This is a genomic window from Caulobacter sp. DWR1-3-2b1, from assembly GCF_049895765.1.
Classification (GTDB): Bacteria; Pseudomonadota; Alphaproteobacteria; order Caulobacterales; family Caulobacteraceae; genus Caulobacter.
The window spans coordinates 164,300-179,168 of sequence record NZ_JAFCSZ010000002.1 but is presented as its reverse complement, the minus strand read 5'-3'; the positions used below and the strand labels follow the sequence as shown (position 1 = coordinate 179,168).

The 14,869-nt window shown below is 65.6% G+C and carries 15 protein-coding genes and 1 pseudogene; 7 read left to right on the top strand and 9 right to left on the bottom strand.

Annotated elements, in window-relative coordinates; genetic code table 11:
- Nucleotides 1–2 precede the first annotated feature (2 nt).
- The 5 genes and pseudogenes from ACP69S_RS02850 to ACP69S_RS02830 form a co-directional block, all read right to left on the bottom strand.
- Nucleotides 3–1,187 (bottom strand): carboxynorspermidine decarboxylase, encoded by a 1,185-nt coding sequence (locus ACP69S_RS02850; protein ID WP_425994665.1) that lies wholly within the window; start codon nucleotides 1,185–1,187, stop codon nucleotides 3–5.
- Nucleotides 1,188–1,189: 2 nt separating this feature from the next.
- Nucleotides 1,190–2,395: a saccharopine dehydrogenase C-terminal domain-containing protein gene (locus tag ACP69S_RS02845; protein WP_425994663.1), complete on the bottom strand. Its 1,206-nt coding sequence runs from the start codon at nucleotides 2,393–2,395 to the stop codon at nucleotides 1,190–1,192.
- Nucleotides 2,396–2,516: 121 nt separating this feature from the next.
- Entirely contained in the window at nucleotides 2,517–3,560 is a 1,044-nt protein-coding gene (locus ACP69S_RS02840; protein ID WP_425994661.1) for a ThuA domain-containing protein, read from the bottom strand.
- Entirely contained in the window at nucleotides 3,561–5,423 is a 1,863-nt protein-coding gene (locus ACP69S_RS02835; RefSeq protein ID WP_425994660.1) for a glycoside hydrolase family 2 protein, read from the bottom strand. It lies immediately after the preceding gene.
- 128 nt (nucleotides 5,424–5,551) lie between these two features.
- A pseudogene (locus ACP69S_RS02830) lies at nucleotides 5,552–5,797 on the bottom strand (pirin family protein); the annotation flags it as partial.
- 72 nt (nucleotides 5,798–5,869) lie between these two features.
- Here ACP69S_RS02830 and ACP69S_RS02825 point away from each other — a divergent pair.
- From ACP69S_RS02825 to ACP69S_RS02810, 4 genes are all read left to right on the top strand, one after another.
- Nucleotides 5,870–6,217: a hypothetical protein gene (locus ACP69S_RS02825; protein WP_425994658.1), complete on the top strand. Its 348-nt coding sequence runs from the start codon at nucleotides 5,870–5,872 to the stop codon at nucleotides 6,215–6,217.
- Nucleotides 6,218–6,347: 130 nt separating this feature from the next.
- On the top strand, nucleotides 6,348–7,448 hold the full coding sequence (ychF, locus tag ACP69S_RS02820; RefSeq protein ID WP_425994656.1) for a redox-regulated ATPase YchF: 1,101 nt from the start codon (nucleotides 6,348–6,350) through the stop codon (nucleotides 7,446–7,448).
- A 63-nt stretch (nucleotides 7,449–7,511) separates the two neighbouring features.
- Nucleotides 7,512–8,192 (top strand): dienelactone hydrolase family protein, encoded by a 681-nt coding sequence (locus ACP69S_RS02815; RefSeq protein ID WP_425994654.1) that lies wholly within the window; start codon nucleotides 7,512–7,514, stop codon nucleotides 8,190–8,192.
- A gap of 2 nt (nucleotides 8,193–8,194) precedes the next feature.
- Complete coding sequence (locus tag ACP69S_RS02810) at nucleotides 8,195–8,872, top strand: dienelactone hydrolase family protein (protein ID WP_425994652.1); 678 nt, start codon at nucleotides 8,195–8,197, stop codon at nucleotides 8,870–8,872.
- A 35-nt stretch (nucleotides 8,873–8,907) separates the two neighbouring features.
- Here the strand turns inward: ACP69S_RS02810 and ACP69S_RS02805 are convergent, their stop codons facing one another.
- Complete coding sequence (locus tag ACP69S_RS02805) at nucleotides 8,908–9,378, bottom strand: RpiB/LacA/LacB family sugar-phosphate isomerase (RefSeq protein ID WP_425994650.1); 471 nt, start codon at nucleotides 9,376–9,378, stop codon at nucleotides 8,908–8,910.
- A gap of 103 nt (nucleotides 9,379–9,481) precedes the next feature.
- Here ACP69S_RS02805 and ACP69S_RS02800 point away from each other — a divergent pair, with 103 nt between their 5' ends.
- Entirely contained in the window at nucleotides 9,482–10,279 is a 798-nt protein-coding gene (locus ACP69S_RS02800) for a hypothetical protein (RefSeq protein ID WP_425994648.1), read from the top strand.
- 92 nt (nucleotides 10,280–10,371) lie between these two features.
- Here ACP69S_RS02800 and ACP69S_RS02795 read toward each other — a convergent pair whose 3' ends face one another.
- Genes ACP69S_RS02795 through petA form a run of 3 tightly spaced genes read right to left on the bottom strand, consistent with a single transcriptional unit; the run spans nucleotide 10,372 to nucleotide 13,057 of the window.
- On the bottom strand, nucleotides 10,372–11,217 hold the full coding sequence (locus tag ACP69S_RS02795) for a cytochrome c1 (RefSeq protein ID WP_425994646.1): 846 nt from the start codon (nucleotides 11,215–11,217) through the stop codon (nucleotides 10,372–10,374).
- Nucleotides 11,218–11,222: 5 nt separating this feature from the next.
- Nucleotides 11,223–12,500: a cytochrome b gene (locus ACP69S_RS02790; RefSeq protein ID WP_425994644.1), complete on the bottom strand. Its 1,278-nt coding sequence runs from the start codon at nucleotides 12,498–12,500 to the stop codon at nucleotides 11,223–11,225.
- 5 nt (nucleotides 12,501–12,505) lie between these two features.
- On the bottom strand, nucleotides 12,506–13,057 hold the full coding sequence (petA, locus tag ACP69S_RS02785) for a ubiquinol-cytochrome c reductase iron-sulfur subunit (RefSeq protein WP_425994642.1): 552 nt from the start codon (nucleotides 13,055–13,057) through the stop codon (nucleotides 12,506–12,508).
- A 203-nt stretch (nucleotides 13,058–13,260) separates the two neighbouring features.
- Between petA and ACP69S_RS02780 the strand changes: the two genes are divergently transcribed.
- Both ACP69S_RS02780 and hemF read left to right on the top strand, forming a co-directional pair.
- On the top strand, nucleotides 13,261–13,725 hold the full coding sequence (locus tag ACP69S_RS02780; protein ID WP_425994640.1) for a tRNA (cytidine(34)-2'-O)-methyltransferase: 465 nt from the start codon (nucleotides 13,261–13,263) through the stop codon (nucleotides 13,723–13,725).
- 153 nt (nucleotides 13,726–13,878) lie between these two features.
- Complete coding sequence (gene hemF, locus ACP69S_RS02775; RefSeq protein WP_425994639.1) at nucleotides 13,879–14,751, top strand: oxygen-dependent coproporphyrinogen oxidase; 873 nt, start codon at nucleotides 13,879–13,881, stop codon at nucleotides 14,749–14,751.
- Nucleotides 14,752–14,869 lie beyond the last annotated feature (118 nt).

Genomic DNA, 14,869 nt, shown 5'->3' with positions numbered 1-14,869 from the left:
GGTCAGGACAGCCGGTCGCGAAACTCGGCATAGTCGAACTCCCGCACCAGCTCCAGGGCGTCGGTGTCGCTGTTCCACAGGGCGATGGCCGGCAGGGGCACGCCGTTGAAGGTGTTGGTCTTGACCATCGAATAGTGGGCCTGGTCGAGGAAAGCGATGCGCTGGCCCGGAACCGGCCGCGTGGCAAAGCCGTAGTCGCCGATGATGTCGCCGGCCAGGCACGAGGGCCCGCCGATCCGCACCGCGACGCCAGCACCGCCCTCTACCGCGACCTCGTCCAGCATGGCCGGCCGATAGGGCGCCTCGATGACGTCGGGCATGTGGCAGGTGGCCGAGATGTCGGTAATGGCGACGGGCAGGCCGTTGTCGAAGGTGTCGAGGATCTCGCCCACCAGGATGCCCGCGTCCAGCGCGATGGCCTCGCCGGGCTCGATATAGACCTGCAGCCCGTGGCGTTCGGCGATCCCGGCCAGGAAGGCGATCAGGTCGGCGGTCTGGTAGTCGGCCCGGGTGACATGGTGGCCGCCGCCGAGGTTGAGCCATTTCAGCCGGCCCAGCATCCCCTCCAGCCGGGGCTCCAGCGACTGCCAGATCCGCTGCAGCGGCGCGAAATCCTGCTCGCACAAGGCATGGATGTGCAAACCATCGACGCCGTCGAGATGCTCCGGACGCAGCTGCGAGACCGGAAAGCCCAGGCGCGAGCCGCGCTGGCAGGGGTCGTACTTGGCGACCTCGGCCTCGCTGTGCTCGGGGTTCAGGCGCAGGCCGATGTCGAACACATCGCCCGCCGCCCGCGCCGCCGCGATCAAATCGGGAAACCGCGCAATCTGGTCGGGCGTGTTGAAGATCACCGAGTCGGAGATCCGCAGGATGGCGGGCAGATCCTCGCGCTTGTAGGCCGGCGAGTAGGTGGTCAGGTGGCCGCTATAGAACTCGCGAGCCAGCCGGGCTTCCCACAGGCCCGAGGCGCAGACGCCGTCCAGATATTCGGCGACGACGCCGGCCAGCGACCACATCGAGAACGCCTTCAGCGCTAGCAGCACCTTGGCGCCGGACCCTTCGCCCACGGCCTTGAGCATGGCGAGGTTACGCCGCACCGCGACCTCGTCGACCACGAAACAGGGCGACGGGACGCGGTTCAGATCGAAGCGGGCGAAAGCGCCGGGGCCGGCGGCCTTGGTTTCCATGATCAGAAAGCTAGCGGAGCTTCCAGGTCCTGGACCTTCCAGGGCAGGCCATGCCTGTTCAGCATGTCCATGAACGGATCGGGATCCAGCTGTTCCATGTTGAACACGCCCGCGCCCTTCCACTGACCGGTCAACATCAGGGCAGCCCCGATCATGGCCGGAACGCCGGTCGTGTAGCTGACCGCCTGATTGTTGGTCTCGGCGTAGGCTTCTTCATGGTCGCAGATGTTGTTGATGTAGACGGTGCGCGCCTTGCCGTCCTTCTCGCCCGTGGCGATGGTGCCGATATTGGTCTTGCCCTTGGTGATCGGGCCCAGCGACGACGGCTCTGGCAGCAGGGCCTTCAGGAACTCGATCGGGATGATCTCGCGGCCCTGGAACATCATCGGCTCGATGCTGATCATACCGATATTGCCCAGCACTTCCAGGTGCTTGAGGTAGGAGTCACCGAAGGTCATCCAGAAGCGGATTCGCTGGATCTCGGGGTAGAACTTCACGAGGGACTCAAGCTCCTCGTGGTACATCAGGTACATGTTCTTCGGGCCGACCTGGTCGAAGTCAAACACCTGCTTGTGGCTCAGCGCCGGACCTTCGACCCACGCGCCGTTCTCCCAATGCCGGGAGGGCGCGGTCACTTCGCGCAGATTGATCTCGGGATTGAAGTTGGTGGCGAAGGGCAGGCCAGTGTCGCCGCCGTTGCAGTCCAGGATGTCGAGCGTGTCGATCCGGTCCAGCAGATGCTTCTTGGTGTAGGTGGCGAACACCGAGGTCACGCCCGGGTCAAAGCCGCTGCCCAGCAGCGCCATCAGGCCGGCGTCCTTGAAGCGGTCCTGATAGGCCCACTGCCAGCTATATTCGAACTTGGCCTCGTCACGCGGCTCGTAATTGGCCGTGTCGAGATAGTTCACCCCGGCCGCCAGACAGGCGTCCATGATGTTCAGGTCCTGGTACGGCAGGGCCAGATTGACCACCAGAGCCGGCTTCACCACCTGGATCAGGGCTGTCGTCGCGGCGACATCGTCGGCGTCGATCGCGGCCGTATCGACCGTCACGCCCGTGCGCTGCTTCACCGACGCAGCGATAGCGTCGCATTTCGACTTCGTGCGACTCGCCAGCGTGATGTGCGAGAACACATCGGCGTTCATCGCCATCTTGTGGACGGCGACCGAACCAACGCCGCCAGCACCGATAACCAGCACCCTGCTCATTTGGGCTTCTCCTAACGCGTATTACCTCTGGCAGCTCAAACGCACGCAAGAGGGGGGCGGGGGTCTTATCACGAGGACCGCGAGTCCGCTAACCACCCTAGGCAGAAGCTGCGACGGTTCTTTATCTGCTCTGTCCCCGTATCAAAACCTCTGCAAGCACCGCGCGGTAGGCCGTATCGAACGGAACGCGGTCGTTTTCGGGCTTGGTTGGATAGATTGGCCGCAGGTTAGCAATTCGAGCGGCCGTCGCCTCGCGCCAGGCTGGACTGGCCCTTTCCAGTCGCGCCAGGATCGCCGCGTCGTCGCGACCGGCGACGGGTTCATAGGCCAGCAGCGCCTTGAACTGCCATGTCGCCTGGCGCGAGACGTCCGGCTTGGCCGAGCCCGAGGAGCGCCTGCCCGTCCAGCGAATCGCCTCGGCCACCTGCCGACGGAAGCGCGGATCGTCCCAGGTCGAGGGCGTGTGGCCCAGATTGGTGAAGAACAGCCGCCCCTTGCCGATCTGGCGCGCCCAGGTCACCGGCACGGCATAGGGGCGCTTCAGCGGCGTTCCGGTAAAGTCCAGGGTCTGCAGCACGCGCACCCGGGCCGGATCGAAACCCGAATACTGATAGATCTCCTCGGCATAGTCGAAACCGACGGGCCACATCGAAACCGCTGGAAAGTCGGGGTCCAGGGTCTCGATCCGGATCGGCGTGCCTTGGGTCCACGGATGGCCGGCGAACTGCCCGCCGATGAACCGGTCATAGGGCTCGCCGGGGCCGTCATAGGTCCAGTTGGTGTCGGTGGCGCTGTGCAGGCCTACGAAACCCAGCTTGCCGGCCGCGACGCGGGTCTGCACCGCGCTCCACGCTTCGGCCGAGATCGGCAAGGCGCCGGTCGTGTAGAACACCAGCACGTCCACGCTCGCCAGCCGCTGCGGTGTGATCTCGCGGCCGTCCTGGGTGACCTCGGCGACGAAGGCGCGGCTTTCCTGGCCGATGGCGATCATCGCGATTTCGGAAAGGGCCAGGCCGCCCTTGCGCGGCCGGACCACCGGCTCGTGCCGCCAGCCCACCGACTGGTCCAGATAGAGCACGCGCAGCGGCTCGCCGGCCGCGATGGCCGCAGTCGACAGCGTCAGGAAGGTCGTCGCGGCGACCAGGAAGACGATCAGTCGATGCATCTATTGGCCCTTCATCTTCAGATAGAAGTTCGACAGCACCTCGAACGCCGGCTTGCGGCGACCGGTCGGCGAGACCAGGCCCTTGCGGTTCCAGCCCTGCTGATAGACGGGATGCTGGCGGCGCGGCGCGCGGAAGTCCTTGAGGATCCACGGCGACATACCGCGCAGCGAGGGCGCCTTGGCGGCCATTTCGAGGGTCTTCTCGTAGTACTTCTTCTGGAAGTCCTCGCTGAACTTGCGCATCAGTCTGGGGTCCTCGAACCCGGCGAGGGCGTCAGCGCCAAACTCCGAGAACATCATCGGCTTTTCGGTCTTCGTCCAGCCTATGGCCGGCAGGTCGTCCAGCGCGTCGTCCGAATACCAGCCGCTATAGGTGTTGACCGACAGCACATCGAGCTTCTCAGCCAGAGGATCGGCCACACCCATCTGCGGATGGCCGTCGACGGTCTTGCGGTCCGACAGCAGGGCGGCGGTGACCAGACGCGTATCGTCCAGAGCCCGCACGTCGTCGATCAACTGGTACAGGAAGGCGTTGCGCGCCTCGCCCACCGGGGTCTCGTTGGCCACGCTCCAGAACACGATGGAGGCGCGGTTGCGGTCGCGGCGGATCATGTCGGCCAGCATGCCGCGCGCCAGGCCAAGCGTGCGCGGGTTCCCGAAATCGACCAGCCAGTAGACCGGGATCTCGCTCCAGACCAGCAGGCCCATCTCGTCGGCCAGCCGGGTGGTGATCTCGGCGTGCGGATAGTGGGCCAGGCGCACGAAATTGGCGTTCAGCCCGTCGCGCGCCTCGCTAAGCAGGGCGCGAGCGCCGGCCTCGGTGATGGTGCGGGCGGGGTTTTCGCCAAACTCCTCCTCGTGGATGCTGATGCCGCGCAGATAGATCGGCTTGCCGTTCAACAGGATCTGGTCGCCGCGCGTCTCGATGGTGCGAAAGCCGACCCGGTCGGTCATGCGATCCTCACCAGCCTCGACCACGATGTCGTAGAGCTTGGGCTTCTCGGTCGACCAGCGGACCAGCCCTTTGGGGGCGGCGGCCGACAGCTGGGCGACGCCGTCCGCGCCGGCCTTGCCGGAGAGCACCAGCCCCAGCTCCGGCGCGCGCACCCGCACCTCCAGGCCCGCAGACTGGGCGCCGTCCAGCTTCACGGTGGCGGCGATGCGGCCGTCCTTGCCCAGGCGCACCCAGGCCTCGTCGACGAAGGTGGCCGGGGTCAGCACCAGCCGCATCGGCCGGGTGATACCGCCGTAGTTCTCCCAATCGGTGACCGGCGGCGGCACGCCATCGACCTTGGGGGTAGAGTCGACGCCCACGGTCACCTGGTTGCCCCCGTCGCGCAGCAGGTCCGTGACCTCCAGCGAGAACGGCGTAAAGCCGCCTTCGTGCTCGCCGGCCGGCTTGCCGTTCACATAGACCCTGGAGGTGTAGTTGACGGCCTCGAAGCGCAGGAAGGCCCGCTGGCCCGGCTTGAACGCCGCCTCGAAGCGGCGCTGGTACCACATCAGGCCCTGATAGTGCCGAAGGCTCGGATCGTGGGCCAACCAGGCCTGGGGCAGGGATACGCTGGGCGAGCGGTCCATGTCGTATTCATAGAGGGCGTTGGGATTGGCGCGGGTGAAGGCGTCCACGTCGGTGTCGTCGAAGCGCCGATGCCCCTCGCCCGCCGCGCCGCGATGGAAGCCCAGCAGGCCATCGCGATAGGGATCGATCGAGTAGTGCCAGGCGCCCGACAGGTCCTTGCCGGCGCGCAGGTCGGCGCGGGTCAGGGTGGGCGTCGAGGCCATGGCGCCCATCGGAGCGATCAGGCCGATGGCGCAAATCATCAGCGCCCGGCGCAGACGCGCCGCGAGTCCCTTGGCCATACGTTTCCTCCACGCTCTATTGGTCAGGCCACTTGAAGCACAGGCGCGGCGGAGGCGTAAGGGGGCTACGGCAGACGTCGAGAACGCCCCCTCCGTCACGTCGCGTATCGCCATTACGGAGGGGGCGTCCCGGCCGTACCGGCATCGGTGACGCCCGGGATCACCTTGACCGTGACGCCGCCGTCGCGCGCCTCGACCGGGATCGCGTCGCTTTCGAATTCCAAATAGCCGGGCTCGCTCATCTTGAGCTTCGCTGGCAGGTTCACCCACAGCTGGAAGCCGCGCATGCGGCCCTACGCCTGTTCGGGCATTTCGGAGTGAACGATGCCCTTGCCGGCCCGCATCCACTGGATGCCGCCGGGACCGATCACGCCTGCAGCTTGCTTCACAACACGCATAGGATGTGCCAATCTGCTTGACGTCTCCACGGTCGCGAGGAAATAGCGATGAACCGCAAGATCGTAGTCGGGATGCGCGCCCTTACCCTGACGCTGGCGGCGGGGTTGGTCGCGGCAGCCTGCAGCGTCAGCGAAACCAGAGCCCCCTCGCGCTTTGTCATCACGGGCCCGTCCCCGCGCGTGGAGCAATATCTGGCCCGGCAAAGCGCCTGGCGTCCCGAGTTGCGGCCCTCAGTCTCGGCGCCCGACAGTCAGGGTCGGGTCGAGGCTACTGTGATACTGCCCAAGACCTTCGCGGGCGATGATGTACTGCAAATGGCCAATAGAGCCAGCGACGCCAAGCTGACCTGGTCCTACACGGAGGGCGGCTCAACCCGCACCCTGCGTCTGGGCTGAACCGATCTCGATCGTAGTCGCGCTCGATTGCGACGATCCACGCCGTCCGATGGTGAGCGGGGCAGTCCCCGCCCTTCGCCTTCCCGCGCATCCGTGCTAGGTCGCGGCCAACGAAATTCACGAGAGTTCCATGGCCCTTAAAGTCGCCATCGTCGGCCTGCCCAATGTCGGCAAGTCCACCCTGTTCAACGCCCTGACCCAGACGGCGTCTGCCCAGGCCGCCAACTATCCGTTCTGCACGATCGAGCCCAATACCGGCGAGGTCGCGGTGCCCGAGGCGCGCCTCGACGCCCTGGCCAAGATCGCCGGCTCCAAGGAAATCATCCCGGCCCGGATCACCTTCGTCGACATCGCCGGCCTGGTGCGCGGCGCGTCCAAGGGCGAGGGCCTGGGCAATCAGTTCCTGGCCAATATCCGCGACTGCGACGCCGTGGCCTTCGTGGCCCGCTGTTTCGAGGACGGCGATATCGTCCACGTGGAAGGCCGCATCGACCCGATCAGCGATCTCGACATCATCGAGACCGAGCTGATGCTGGCCGATCTGGAAAGCCTGGAAAAGCGCGTTCCCGCCCTGGAAAAGCGCGCCAAGACCGGCGGCGACAAGGAAAGCGCCAATACGCTGCGCCTCGCCAACCTGGCCCTGGACCAGCTGCGCGAAGGCCGTCCCGCCCGCGTCGCCAAAATCGACGCCGACGACGAGAAGGCCTGGCACATGCTGCAGCTGCTGACCGCGTTGCCGGCCCTCTATGTCTGCAATGTCGACGAAGCCAGCGCCGACAAGGGCAACAAATATAGCGATCTGGTCGCCGCTCGCGCCGCCCAGGACAACGCCAACAGCGTGGTGATCTCGGCCCAGATCGAGAGCGAGATCGCCCTGCTCGACGCCGACGAACGCGCAGATTTCCTCGAGACCCTGGGTCTGGAAGAGCCGGGCCTGAACCGCCTGATCCGCGAAGCCTATAAGCTGCTGGACCTGCAGACCTATTTCACGGTCGGCCCCAAGGAAGCCCGCGCCTGGACCATCCATGTCGGCGACACCGGCCCCCAGGCGGCCGGCGTCATCCACACCGACTTCGAGAAGGGCTATATCCGCGCCGAGACCATCGCCTATGACGACTTCGTCAAGCTGGGCGGTGAAAACGGCGCCAAGGAGGCCGGCAAGATGCGGGCCGAAGGCAAGGACTACGTCGTCAAGGACGGCGACGTGATGCACTTCCGCTTCAACGTCTAGGACATTCAAACGGCCGGGGTGGAAACGCTCCGGCCGTTTTCATATCGGGAAGATCGTGCGCCGATGACCACCGACCGCCTGACCCTGACCGCCGTTCATGACGGCTTCGTCTTCACCGCCGCCCACGAGCACCCGCAAGGGGTTCGCCACGGCGGGGTGATCGTGATCCAGGAAATCTTTGGCCTGGACCGTTATGTTCAGGAGGATGTGGCGCGCTGGGCCGAGCGCGGCTTCGAGGTGGTCGCGCCCGCGATGTTCGACCGTCAGGAACTGGGTTTCGTGGCCGAGCACGACCCGGCCGGCTTCGAGACCGGCGTCCGGTACGCCAAGGCCAACGGCCCCGACAGCGCCATGGGCGACATCCAGGCCTGTATCGACTTCCTGGCGCCGCGCGGGCCGGTGTTCGTGGTCGGCTACTGCTATGGCGGGACCATGGCCTGGCTGGCCGCGTCACGTTGCACCGGCCTGTCGGCTGCCGCCAGCTACTATGGCGGTCAGGTGGCGGGCATGGCCAGGTTCGACCTCTCCTGCCCGGTCATTGTCCATCTGGGCCGCGAGGACCCCCACATTCCCGCCGACGAAACCAAGGCCGCCATCGCCGCCGCCCATCCTGATGTCCAGGTCCATATCTACGAGGCCAGCGGCCACGGCTTCAACAATGATGGTCGCCCCGAGTCCGACCTCGCCGACGCCCAGCTGGCGCGGGAGAGGACCCTGGCCCTGTTCCTCGCCAACGGGGTCTGAGCATGGGCGACCATATCGCCCTGGCCACCCGTGACGGCGCGCCGTTCAGCGCCTGGCACGCCCTACCCCAGGACGCCCGGCGTGGCGGCCTGGTGATCCTGCACGCCATCTGGGGCGTGACGCCCCATATCCGCGAGTTGTCCGACACCTTGGCCGAGCAAGGTTATGAGGTGATCGCACCCGCCCTGTTCGACGCCGCCGACGCGCCCTTCCCCGACGCCAATACCGAGCCCGCCATGCTCGACCAGCGCATGGCCATGGGCAAGACCACCGGCTGGGGCCTGAGCGCCCTGCCCCGGGTCCAGACCTGTATCGAGGCCCTGGACGGTCCGGTGTTCGCCATGGGCTTCTGCTATGGCGGCACGACCGCCTGGCTGGCCGCGGCCCGCTGCGAGGGCCTGTCGGGCGTCTCGGCCTTCTACGGCGGCGACATTGTTCAGTATGCGGATGAAGTGCCAAAAGTCCCGACGGCCCTGCATTTCGGCAAGAGCGATCCGATGATCCCCCTGGCCGATGTCGAAAGCATCAAGACCGCCCACCCCGACCTTCCGGTCTGGCTGTACGACGCCGGCCACGCCTTCGTCGCCCCGAACGGTTATCACGCCGATAGCGCCCGGTTGGCCATGCTGCGCACCCTTCAGCTGTTCCAGCGGGGCGGTGGGAACCGGGGCGAGGTCTAGACCCGCTGCTTCGTCAGGTGAGTGTAGACGTGCTTCTACAACTCAGAAATGTCGAGTTCAGCTAATCGTTTTCTACGCTCGGCATAGCGGTCTCCAAGGGCGGTCGTGTTCAAGAACGCCGCCAGGATAGATTCTACCGTGGCGTCGTCAGTAACGTCTGCCCCCAAGACCAGCATGTTGGCGTCGCCGTGTCGGCGAGCGTCGATGCTTTCCTCCGCCGTGTGAAGGAGTGTGGCCCGCACGAAGGGAAAGCGGTTCGCGGTTATCGCCATCATCTGCCCACTGCCGCAGATCCCTATGGCGAAGTCCGACCGGCTCGCTTTGAGTTCCGCTACCAGCTGAAGCGCATAGTCCATCGCATCGACCCGCGCTGCAGCGCTGTCGGTCCCGCAATCTTTTACCCTGTAGCCCTTGGCGAGCAGCCAACCCTTCAACCGCTCCTTCAAAACGACGCCGCGATGGTCAGCCGCGATCGAGATTGGTTTATCGGTCAGCTTCGTGATCATGGCGCAACCTATCGTGCCTCTGGAGGCACGTGCAATTCGCCGTCTGGCCTACAGTCGCTACCGGTGCATCGCCGAGGACGAAAGGGTTGGCTAGGATAACGTCATGCGTCGCTCCGCCACCGCTTTGCCATTGATCCTGTCGCTGGGAGCGGCCGCCCCGGCCGTGGCTGGCGAGACAGCCTGCTGGTTCGAGAACGGGGCCATCGTTGCTCCGGCCGCCATCGCCGACATGGCCGGCGACTTCGTCATCGACCTGTCGGCGCCGCGCACCCTGCTGCACAATACCAAGGCCCAGATGAGCGGCTATGCGGACATCGACCTGACCCTGCCAGTGCGGGTGGCCGGGCGCCGGGTGGAGGCCGTACCGGTGCTGGTCAGCGATCTCGACTATCGCAGCGTCGGGTTCGTGGCCCCGATCGCAGGCGTCATCGGGGCTGATGTCCTGGGTCGCTATGTCGTCATCATCGACTTTGCTCCCTGCCGTCTGCGGCTGGAGGCTCCGGGATCGACGGCCGCCTCCAACGGGCCCGGCTTGCCGGTGACTGTGGTGGGTGGCGTGCCGACCGTCCAGGCCACGGCGTCGGACGGGTTTGCCAGCCTGACCGGGGCCTTCGCTCTCGATACGGCCTCGAACGGGGGGGTGCGGGCGCGCGGCGACGCCGACGGTCCGCGCCAGAAGCCGGCTGGCGTCCTGGCCGGCCTGTCGCTGGACGGCCGTCTGCGCCAGCGCGTTTTGGCGGTGCGAGCCGGCGACCTGCCCCGGGGCGTGACGGGTGCGGTCGGCGTGGCGATCCTCTCGGACTATCGCCTGCGCCTCGACGCCCAGGCCGGCCAGCTGTGGCTGACGCCGACCCCACAAGCGCCCAAAGAAAAAGGGCCCGGCGTTTCCGCCGGGCCCTGATCTTTCCCGAACCTTACGAGGTTCCCGGAGCGCGGAGCGCTCCAGATGTTTGGTCTGAGCCCTCTTATCCCGTCGATCTCGACGGGGAAGGTTCAGTGGGACTCGTGCTTCCAGACCTTGCGGTAGCTGGCATAGAGCAGGCCCGAGAACATCATTAGATAGAGGATGACCACGAAGCCCATCTTCTTGCGCTCTTCCAGCTTGGGCTCGGCGGCCCACATCAGGAAGGCCGAGACGTCCTTGGCCTGCTGGTCGAGGGTCGACTTGGCGCCGTCGTCGAAGCTGACCAGGCCATCCTTCAGGGGCGCGGCCATGGCGATGAAGCCACCAGCCGGAACCTTGTCGTGCGGACCCGACCAGGACGCGGTCAGATCACCGGCCATGTAGGGGTTGTAGTGCTGGCCGGCGCCGACCTTCAGACCCTTCGGGGGTTCCTCATAGCCGGTCAGCAGCGAGTAGATGTAGTCCGAGCCGCCGGTGCGGGCCTTGGCCAGCAGCGACATGTCCGGCGGCAGGGCCCCGCCATTGCCGGCGCGGGCGGCCGGCTCGTTGGGGTATGGCGCGGGGAAGCGATCGGCGGCGGTCGCGGGACGCTTTATGACGTCGCCGGTCTCGGAGTCGATGTCGGCGACCTCGTAGTCCTTGGCGATCGCCTTGACCCACGGGTTGTCGTTCGCGTTCTTGTATTCGGAGTTATAGAACGGGCCGCCCTTGTCGCCGAGGTTGCGGAAGCTGACCAGACTCATCGAGTGACAGGCCGAGCAGACCTCCCGATAGACCTTGTAGCCGCGTTGCAGCTGGGCCTGGTCGAACTTGCCGAACGGCCCTTCGAAGGACCACTCGACGTTCTTGGGCGGGTGGGGGTGACCGGCGGCCAAGGCCTGGCCGCCGGCCATCAGACCCGCGACGGCTGCGATGATGGAGAGTTTGCGCAGCATCTGGATCAGCCCTTCTCAGCAGGCGACAGCGCCGGGGACGCGATCGAGTCCGGCACCGGCAGAGGCGTTTCCTTCAGGCCCACCCAAGGCATGATGACCACGAAGAAAGCGAAATAGTAGATCGACGCCACGCGGCTCAGCCACACGAAGCTGTTCAGGTCAGCATCGTAGAGTTTGAACGTGGTCAGGTGCGGAATGATTTGGTCATCCGGCAGCTTGGCGCCGCAGAAGCCCAGAACGATGCACGCTATCGCGAAGAACACGAAGTAGACCTTCATGGTCGGGCGGTAGCGCATCGAGCGCACCTTGGAGGTGTCCAGCCAAGGCAGGGCGAACAGGCAGGCGATGGCGCCGAACATGGCCAGCACGCCCATCAGCTTGTCCGGAACAGCGCGCAGGATCGCGTAGAACGGCAGGAAGTACCATTCCGGAACGATGTGCGACGGCGTCACCAGCGGGTTTGCCGGGATGTAATTGTCGGCGTGGCCCAGGGCGTTTGGCATGTAGAAGACGAAGAAGGCGAAGAGGATCAGGAAGATGCTCATCGCGAACCCGTCCTTCACCGTCGCGTACGGGGTGAAGGGAAGGGTGTCGGCTTTTGACTTCGGATCCACGCCTGTCGGATTGTTCTGACCCACCACGTGCAGCGCCCAGACGTGCAGGATCACGACGCCGGCGATCATGAAGGGCAGCAGGTAGTGCAGCGAGAAGAAGCGGTTCAGCGTGGCGGTATCGACGGCGAAGCCGCCCCATAGCCAGGTGGTGATGCTCTCGCCCACGATCGGCAGGGCGCCGAACAGGTTGGTGATCACGACGGCGCCATGGAAGGACATCTGACCCCAGGGCAGGACATACCCCATGAAGGCAGTAGCCATCATCAGCAGGTAGATCACGCAGCCCAGCAGCCACAGCACTTCGCGGGGGGCCTTGTACGAGCCGTAATAGAGACCGCGGAACATGTGGATATAGACGGCGATGAAGAACATCGACGCGCCATTGGAGTGCATGTAACGGATCAGCCAGCCGTAGTTCACGTCGCGCATGATGTGCTCGACGCTGTTGAAGGCGTCGCCCACATTGTAGTGCATCGCCAGGATGATGCCGGTGATCAACTGCGAGGCCAGGCACAGCGACAGGATGCCGCCGAACGTGTACCAATAGTTGAGGTTACGCGGCGTCGGGTAGTCGACGAAGCTGTCATAGCCGAGGCGCACGATAGGCAGACGGGCGTCGAGCCAACGCTCGAAACCGGTCTTCGGTTGATAGGTCGAATGTCCGCTCATCTCGCTTAACCGATCTTGACCTTGGTGTCGGTGAGGAACTCGTAATCCGGAACCGCGAGGTTCAGGGGCGCAGGGCCCTTACGGATCCGGCCCGAGGTGTCGTAGTGCGAGCCGTGGCAGGGGCAGAACCAGCCACCATAGTCGCCGCCGCCGAACGTCGGCACGCAACCCAGGTGCGTACACGAGCCGATCAGCACCAGCCACTGAGCCTTGCCCGGCTTGACCCGCTCGGCGTCGGTCTGCGGATCCTTCAGGGCCGCGCCGTCGTCGGCGACCGCCTTCTGGATCTCGGCCGGCGTGCGATTGCGCACGAACAACGGCTTGCCGCGCCACTTGAGCGTGACCTGCTGACCGTCGACGACCTTGGTCAGGTCGAATTCGGTCGAGGCCAGCGCCAGCGTGTCGGCTGACGGGTTCATCTGATCGACGAACGGCCACACGAGCGAAGCGCCGGCGCCTGCGGCGGCCGCGATCGTCGCGATGTAAATGAAGTCGCGGCGGCTGGGGTCAGCCCCATGCTCCGGCTCGGTCGTTGCGCCCACGGCGGTGTCGGCCACCTTAAGTCACCCTTCGATTCCGCCGCGCCGAGAAACCGGCCGGCCAGGAGATGCGCCTTTCGGCGCCGTATCTTTCTCGACCCGCAAGCGGATCTCCGCCACAAGGCGACGGTTGGTTCGTCCTATCGGACCTGCGGCACGAGTCCGCAAGCCCTTTCGATTCGCAGCAATGTCCCTGCTAGCCTTGTGGTGGTTCGCTTAGAATGCGTCTCGCGCTTTTTCAACCAGGCATTCCTCAAAACGTCGGCGCGGCGATCCGTCTCGCCGCCTGTTTTGGCGCCGGTCTGGACGTGATCGAGCCCTGCAGCTTCCCCTTGGACGACAAGAGCCTCAAGCGGGCGGCGCTGGATTACGGCCCGCTGGCACATATGAAACGCCATGTTTCGTGGGAAGCCTTTCTCGCCGCACCTGAACGCGCCGAAGGGCGGTTGCTGCTGTTCACGACCAAGGGGGCCGTCGCCTTCCACAGGTTTGCATTCCGTCCGGGCGATACGCTTTTGTTCGGCAACGAGAGCCGTGGCGCGCCCGAGGAGGTCCACACGGCCGCGCAAGGGCGGCTGGTGATTCCACTGCGGCCCGAGGCGCGGTCGATGAACCTGGCCACCAGCGCGGCGATGGCTCTGGGCGAAGCGCTGCGACAGACAGACGGGTTCGCCGATCTGCTCTGATGCCAGGTGCGACATTATGCCGGCATCGTCACCCAGGTTGATCGGCGCCTTCCGCGTCGAACCGAGCGCGGCCAAGGCCCGCGCGGCTTAGGAACTGGCCTTACGCATCTTCCCGGATTTGCGCGGGGCGTCGGTTGGCCTTAATCGGCTCCCATGACCGACGTCCTCGATCTCGACCAGAAGAAAGCCACGGCGAAAGCCTGGTTCGAAAGCCTGCGCGACCAGATCTGCGCCGAGTTCGAGCGCCTGGAAGACGAGGCCCCCGCCGACCTCTATCCGGGCCAGCCGGGCCGCTTCGAGCGCAAGCCCTGGAACCGCGCGGCCGGCGGCGGCGGGGTGATGTCGATGATGCACGGCCGTCTGTTCGAAAAGGTCGGCGTCCACGTCTCGACGGTGTTTGGAACCTTCACGCCCGAGATGGCCAAGTCGATGCCGGGCGCGGGCGACGACCCACGGTTCTTCGCCACCGGGATCAGCCTGATTGCCCACATGGTCAGCCCGCGCGTGCCGGCCGTGCACATGAACACCCGCTTCATCGCCACCACGAAAAGCTGGTTCGGCGGTGGCGGCGACCTGACGCCCCTGCTCGGCTATCAGCGTAGCCAGGACTTCCCCGACGCGGTCGATTTCCACGCCGCCTATCAGCGCGCCTGCGACGCCCATCACCCCGATTGGCACGCCAAGTACAAGGCCTGGTGCGACGAGTACTTTTTCCTGCCCCACCGCAACGAGCCGCGAGGCGTCGGCGGCATCTTCTACGACCACCATGACAGCGGCGACTGGTCCAGGGACTTCGTCTTCACCCAGGATGTCGGCAAGGCGTTTCTGGAGGTCTATCCGCAGCTGATCCGTCGCCGGATGGCCGAGGCCTGGACGGCCGAGGAGCGCGAGCAGCAGTTGGTGCAGCGCGGGCGGTATGTGGAGTTCAACCTGCTCTACGACCGCGGCACGATGTTCGGGCTGAAGACGGGCGGGAACGTGGAGTCGATCCTCAGCTCGATGCCGCCGACGGTGAAGTGGCCGTAGGCTGTCTCCTTCTCCCCTTGCGGGAGAAGGAGGCGCGCAGCGCCGGATGAGGGGTCGCACGAGCGACGCCGCATCCGTTCGCAACATAAGGGCCTACCGACCCCTCATCCGACCCGCT

What these genes read in the sequence shown, in the direction of transcription:
- ACP69S_RS02850 (WP_425994665.1), bottom strand. Translation starts at nt 1,187, where the DNA reads ATGGAAACCAAGGCCGCCGGCCCCGGCGCTTTCGCCCGCTTCGATCTG.
- ACP69S_RS02845 (WP_425994663.1), bottom strand. Translation starts at nt 2,395, where the DNA reads ATGAGCAGGGTGCTGGTTATCGGTGCTGGCGGCGTTGGTTCGGTCGCC.
- ACP69S_RS02840 (WP_425994661.1), bottom strand. Translation starts at nt 3,560, where the DNA reads ATGCATCGACTGATCGTCTTCCTGGTCGCCGCGACGACCTTCCTGACG.
- ACP69S_RS02835 (WP_425994660.1), bottom strand. Translation starts at nt 5,423, where the DNA reads ATGGCCAAGGGACTCGCGGCGCGTCTGCGCCGGGCGCTGATGATTTGC.
- ACP69S_RS02825 (WP_425994658.1), top strand. Translation starts at nt 5,870, where the DNA reads ATGAACCGCAAGATCGTAGTCGGGATGCGCGCCCTTACCCTGACGCTG.
- ychF (WP_425994656.1), top strand. Translation starts at nt 6,348, where the DNA reads ATGGCCCTTAAAGTCGCCATCGTCGGCCTGCCCAATGTCGGCAAGTCC.
- ACP69S_RS02815 (WP_425994654.1), top strand. Translation starts at nt 7,512, where the DNA reads ATGACCACCGACCGCCTGACCCTGACCGCCGTTCATGACGGCTTCGTC.
- ACP69S_RS02810 (WP_425994652.1), top strand. Translation starts at nt 8,195, where the DNA reads ATGGGCGACCATATCGCCCTGGCCACCCGTGACGGCGCGCCGTTCAGC.
- ACP69S_RS02805 (WP_425994650.1), bottom strand. Translation starts at nt 9,378, where the DNA reads ATGATCACGAAGCTGACCGATAAACCAATCTCGATCGCGGCTGACCAT.
- ACP69S_RS02800 (WP_425994648.1), top strand. Translation starts at nt 9,482, where the DNA reads ATGCGTCGCTCCGCCACCGCTTTGCCATTGATCCTGTCGCTGGGAGCG.
- ACP69S_RS02795 (WP_425994646.1), bottom strand. Translation starts at nt 11,217, where the DNA reads ATGCTGCGCAAACTCTCCATCATCGCAGCCGTCGCGGGTCTGATGGCC.
- ACP69S_RS02790 (WP_425994644.1), bottom strand. Translation starts at nt 12,500, where the DNA reads ATGAGCGGACATTCGACCTATCAACCGAAGACCGGTTTCGAGCGTTGG.
- ACP69S_RS02780 (WP_425994640.1), top strand. Translation starts at nt 13,261, where the DNA reads ATGCGTCTCGCGCTTTTTCAACCAGGCATTCCTCAAAACGTCGGCGCG.
- hemF (WP_425994639.1), top strand. Translation starts at nt 13,879, where the DNA reads ATGACCGACGTCCTCGATCTCGACCAGAAGAAAGCCACGGCGAAAGCC.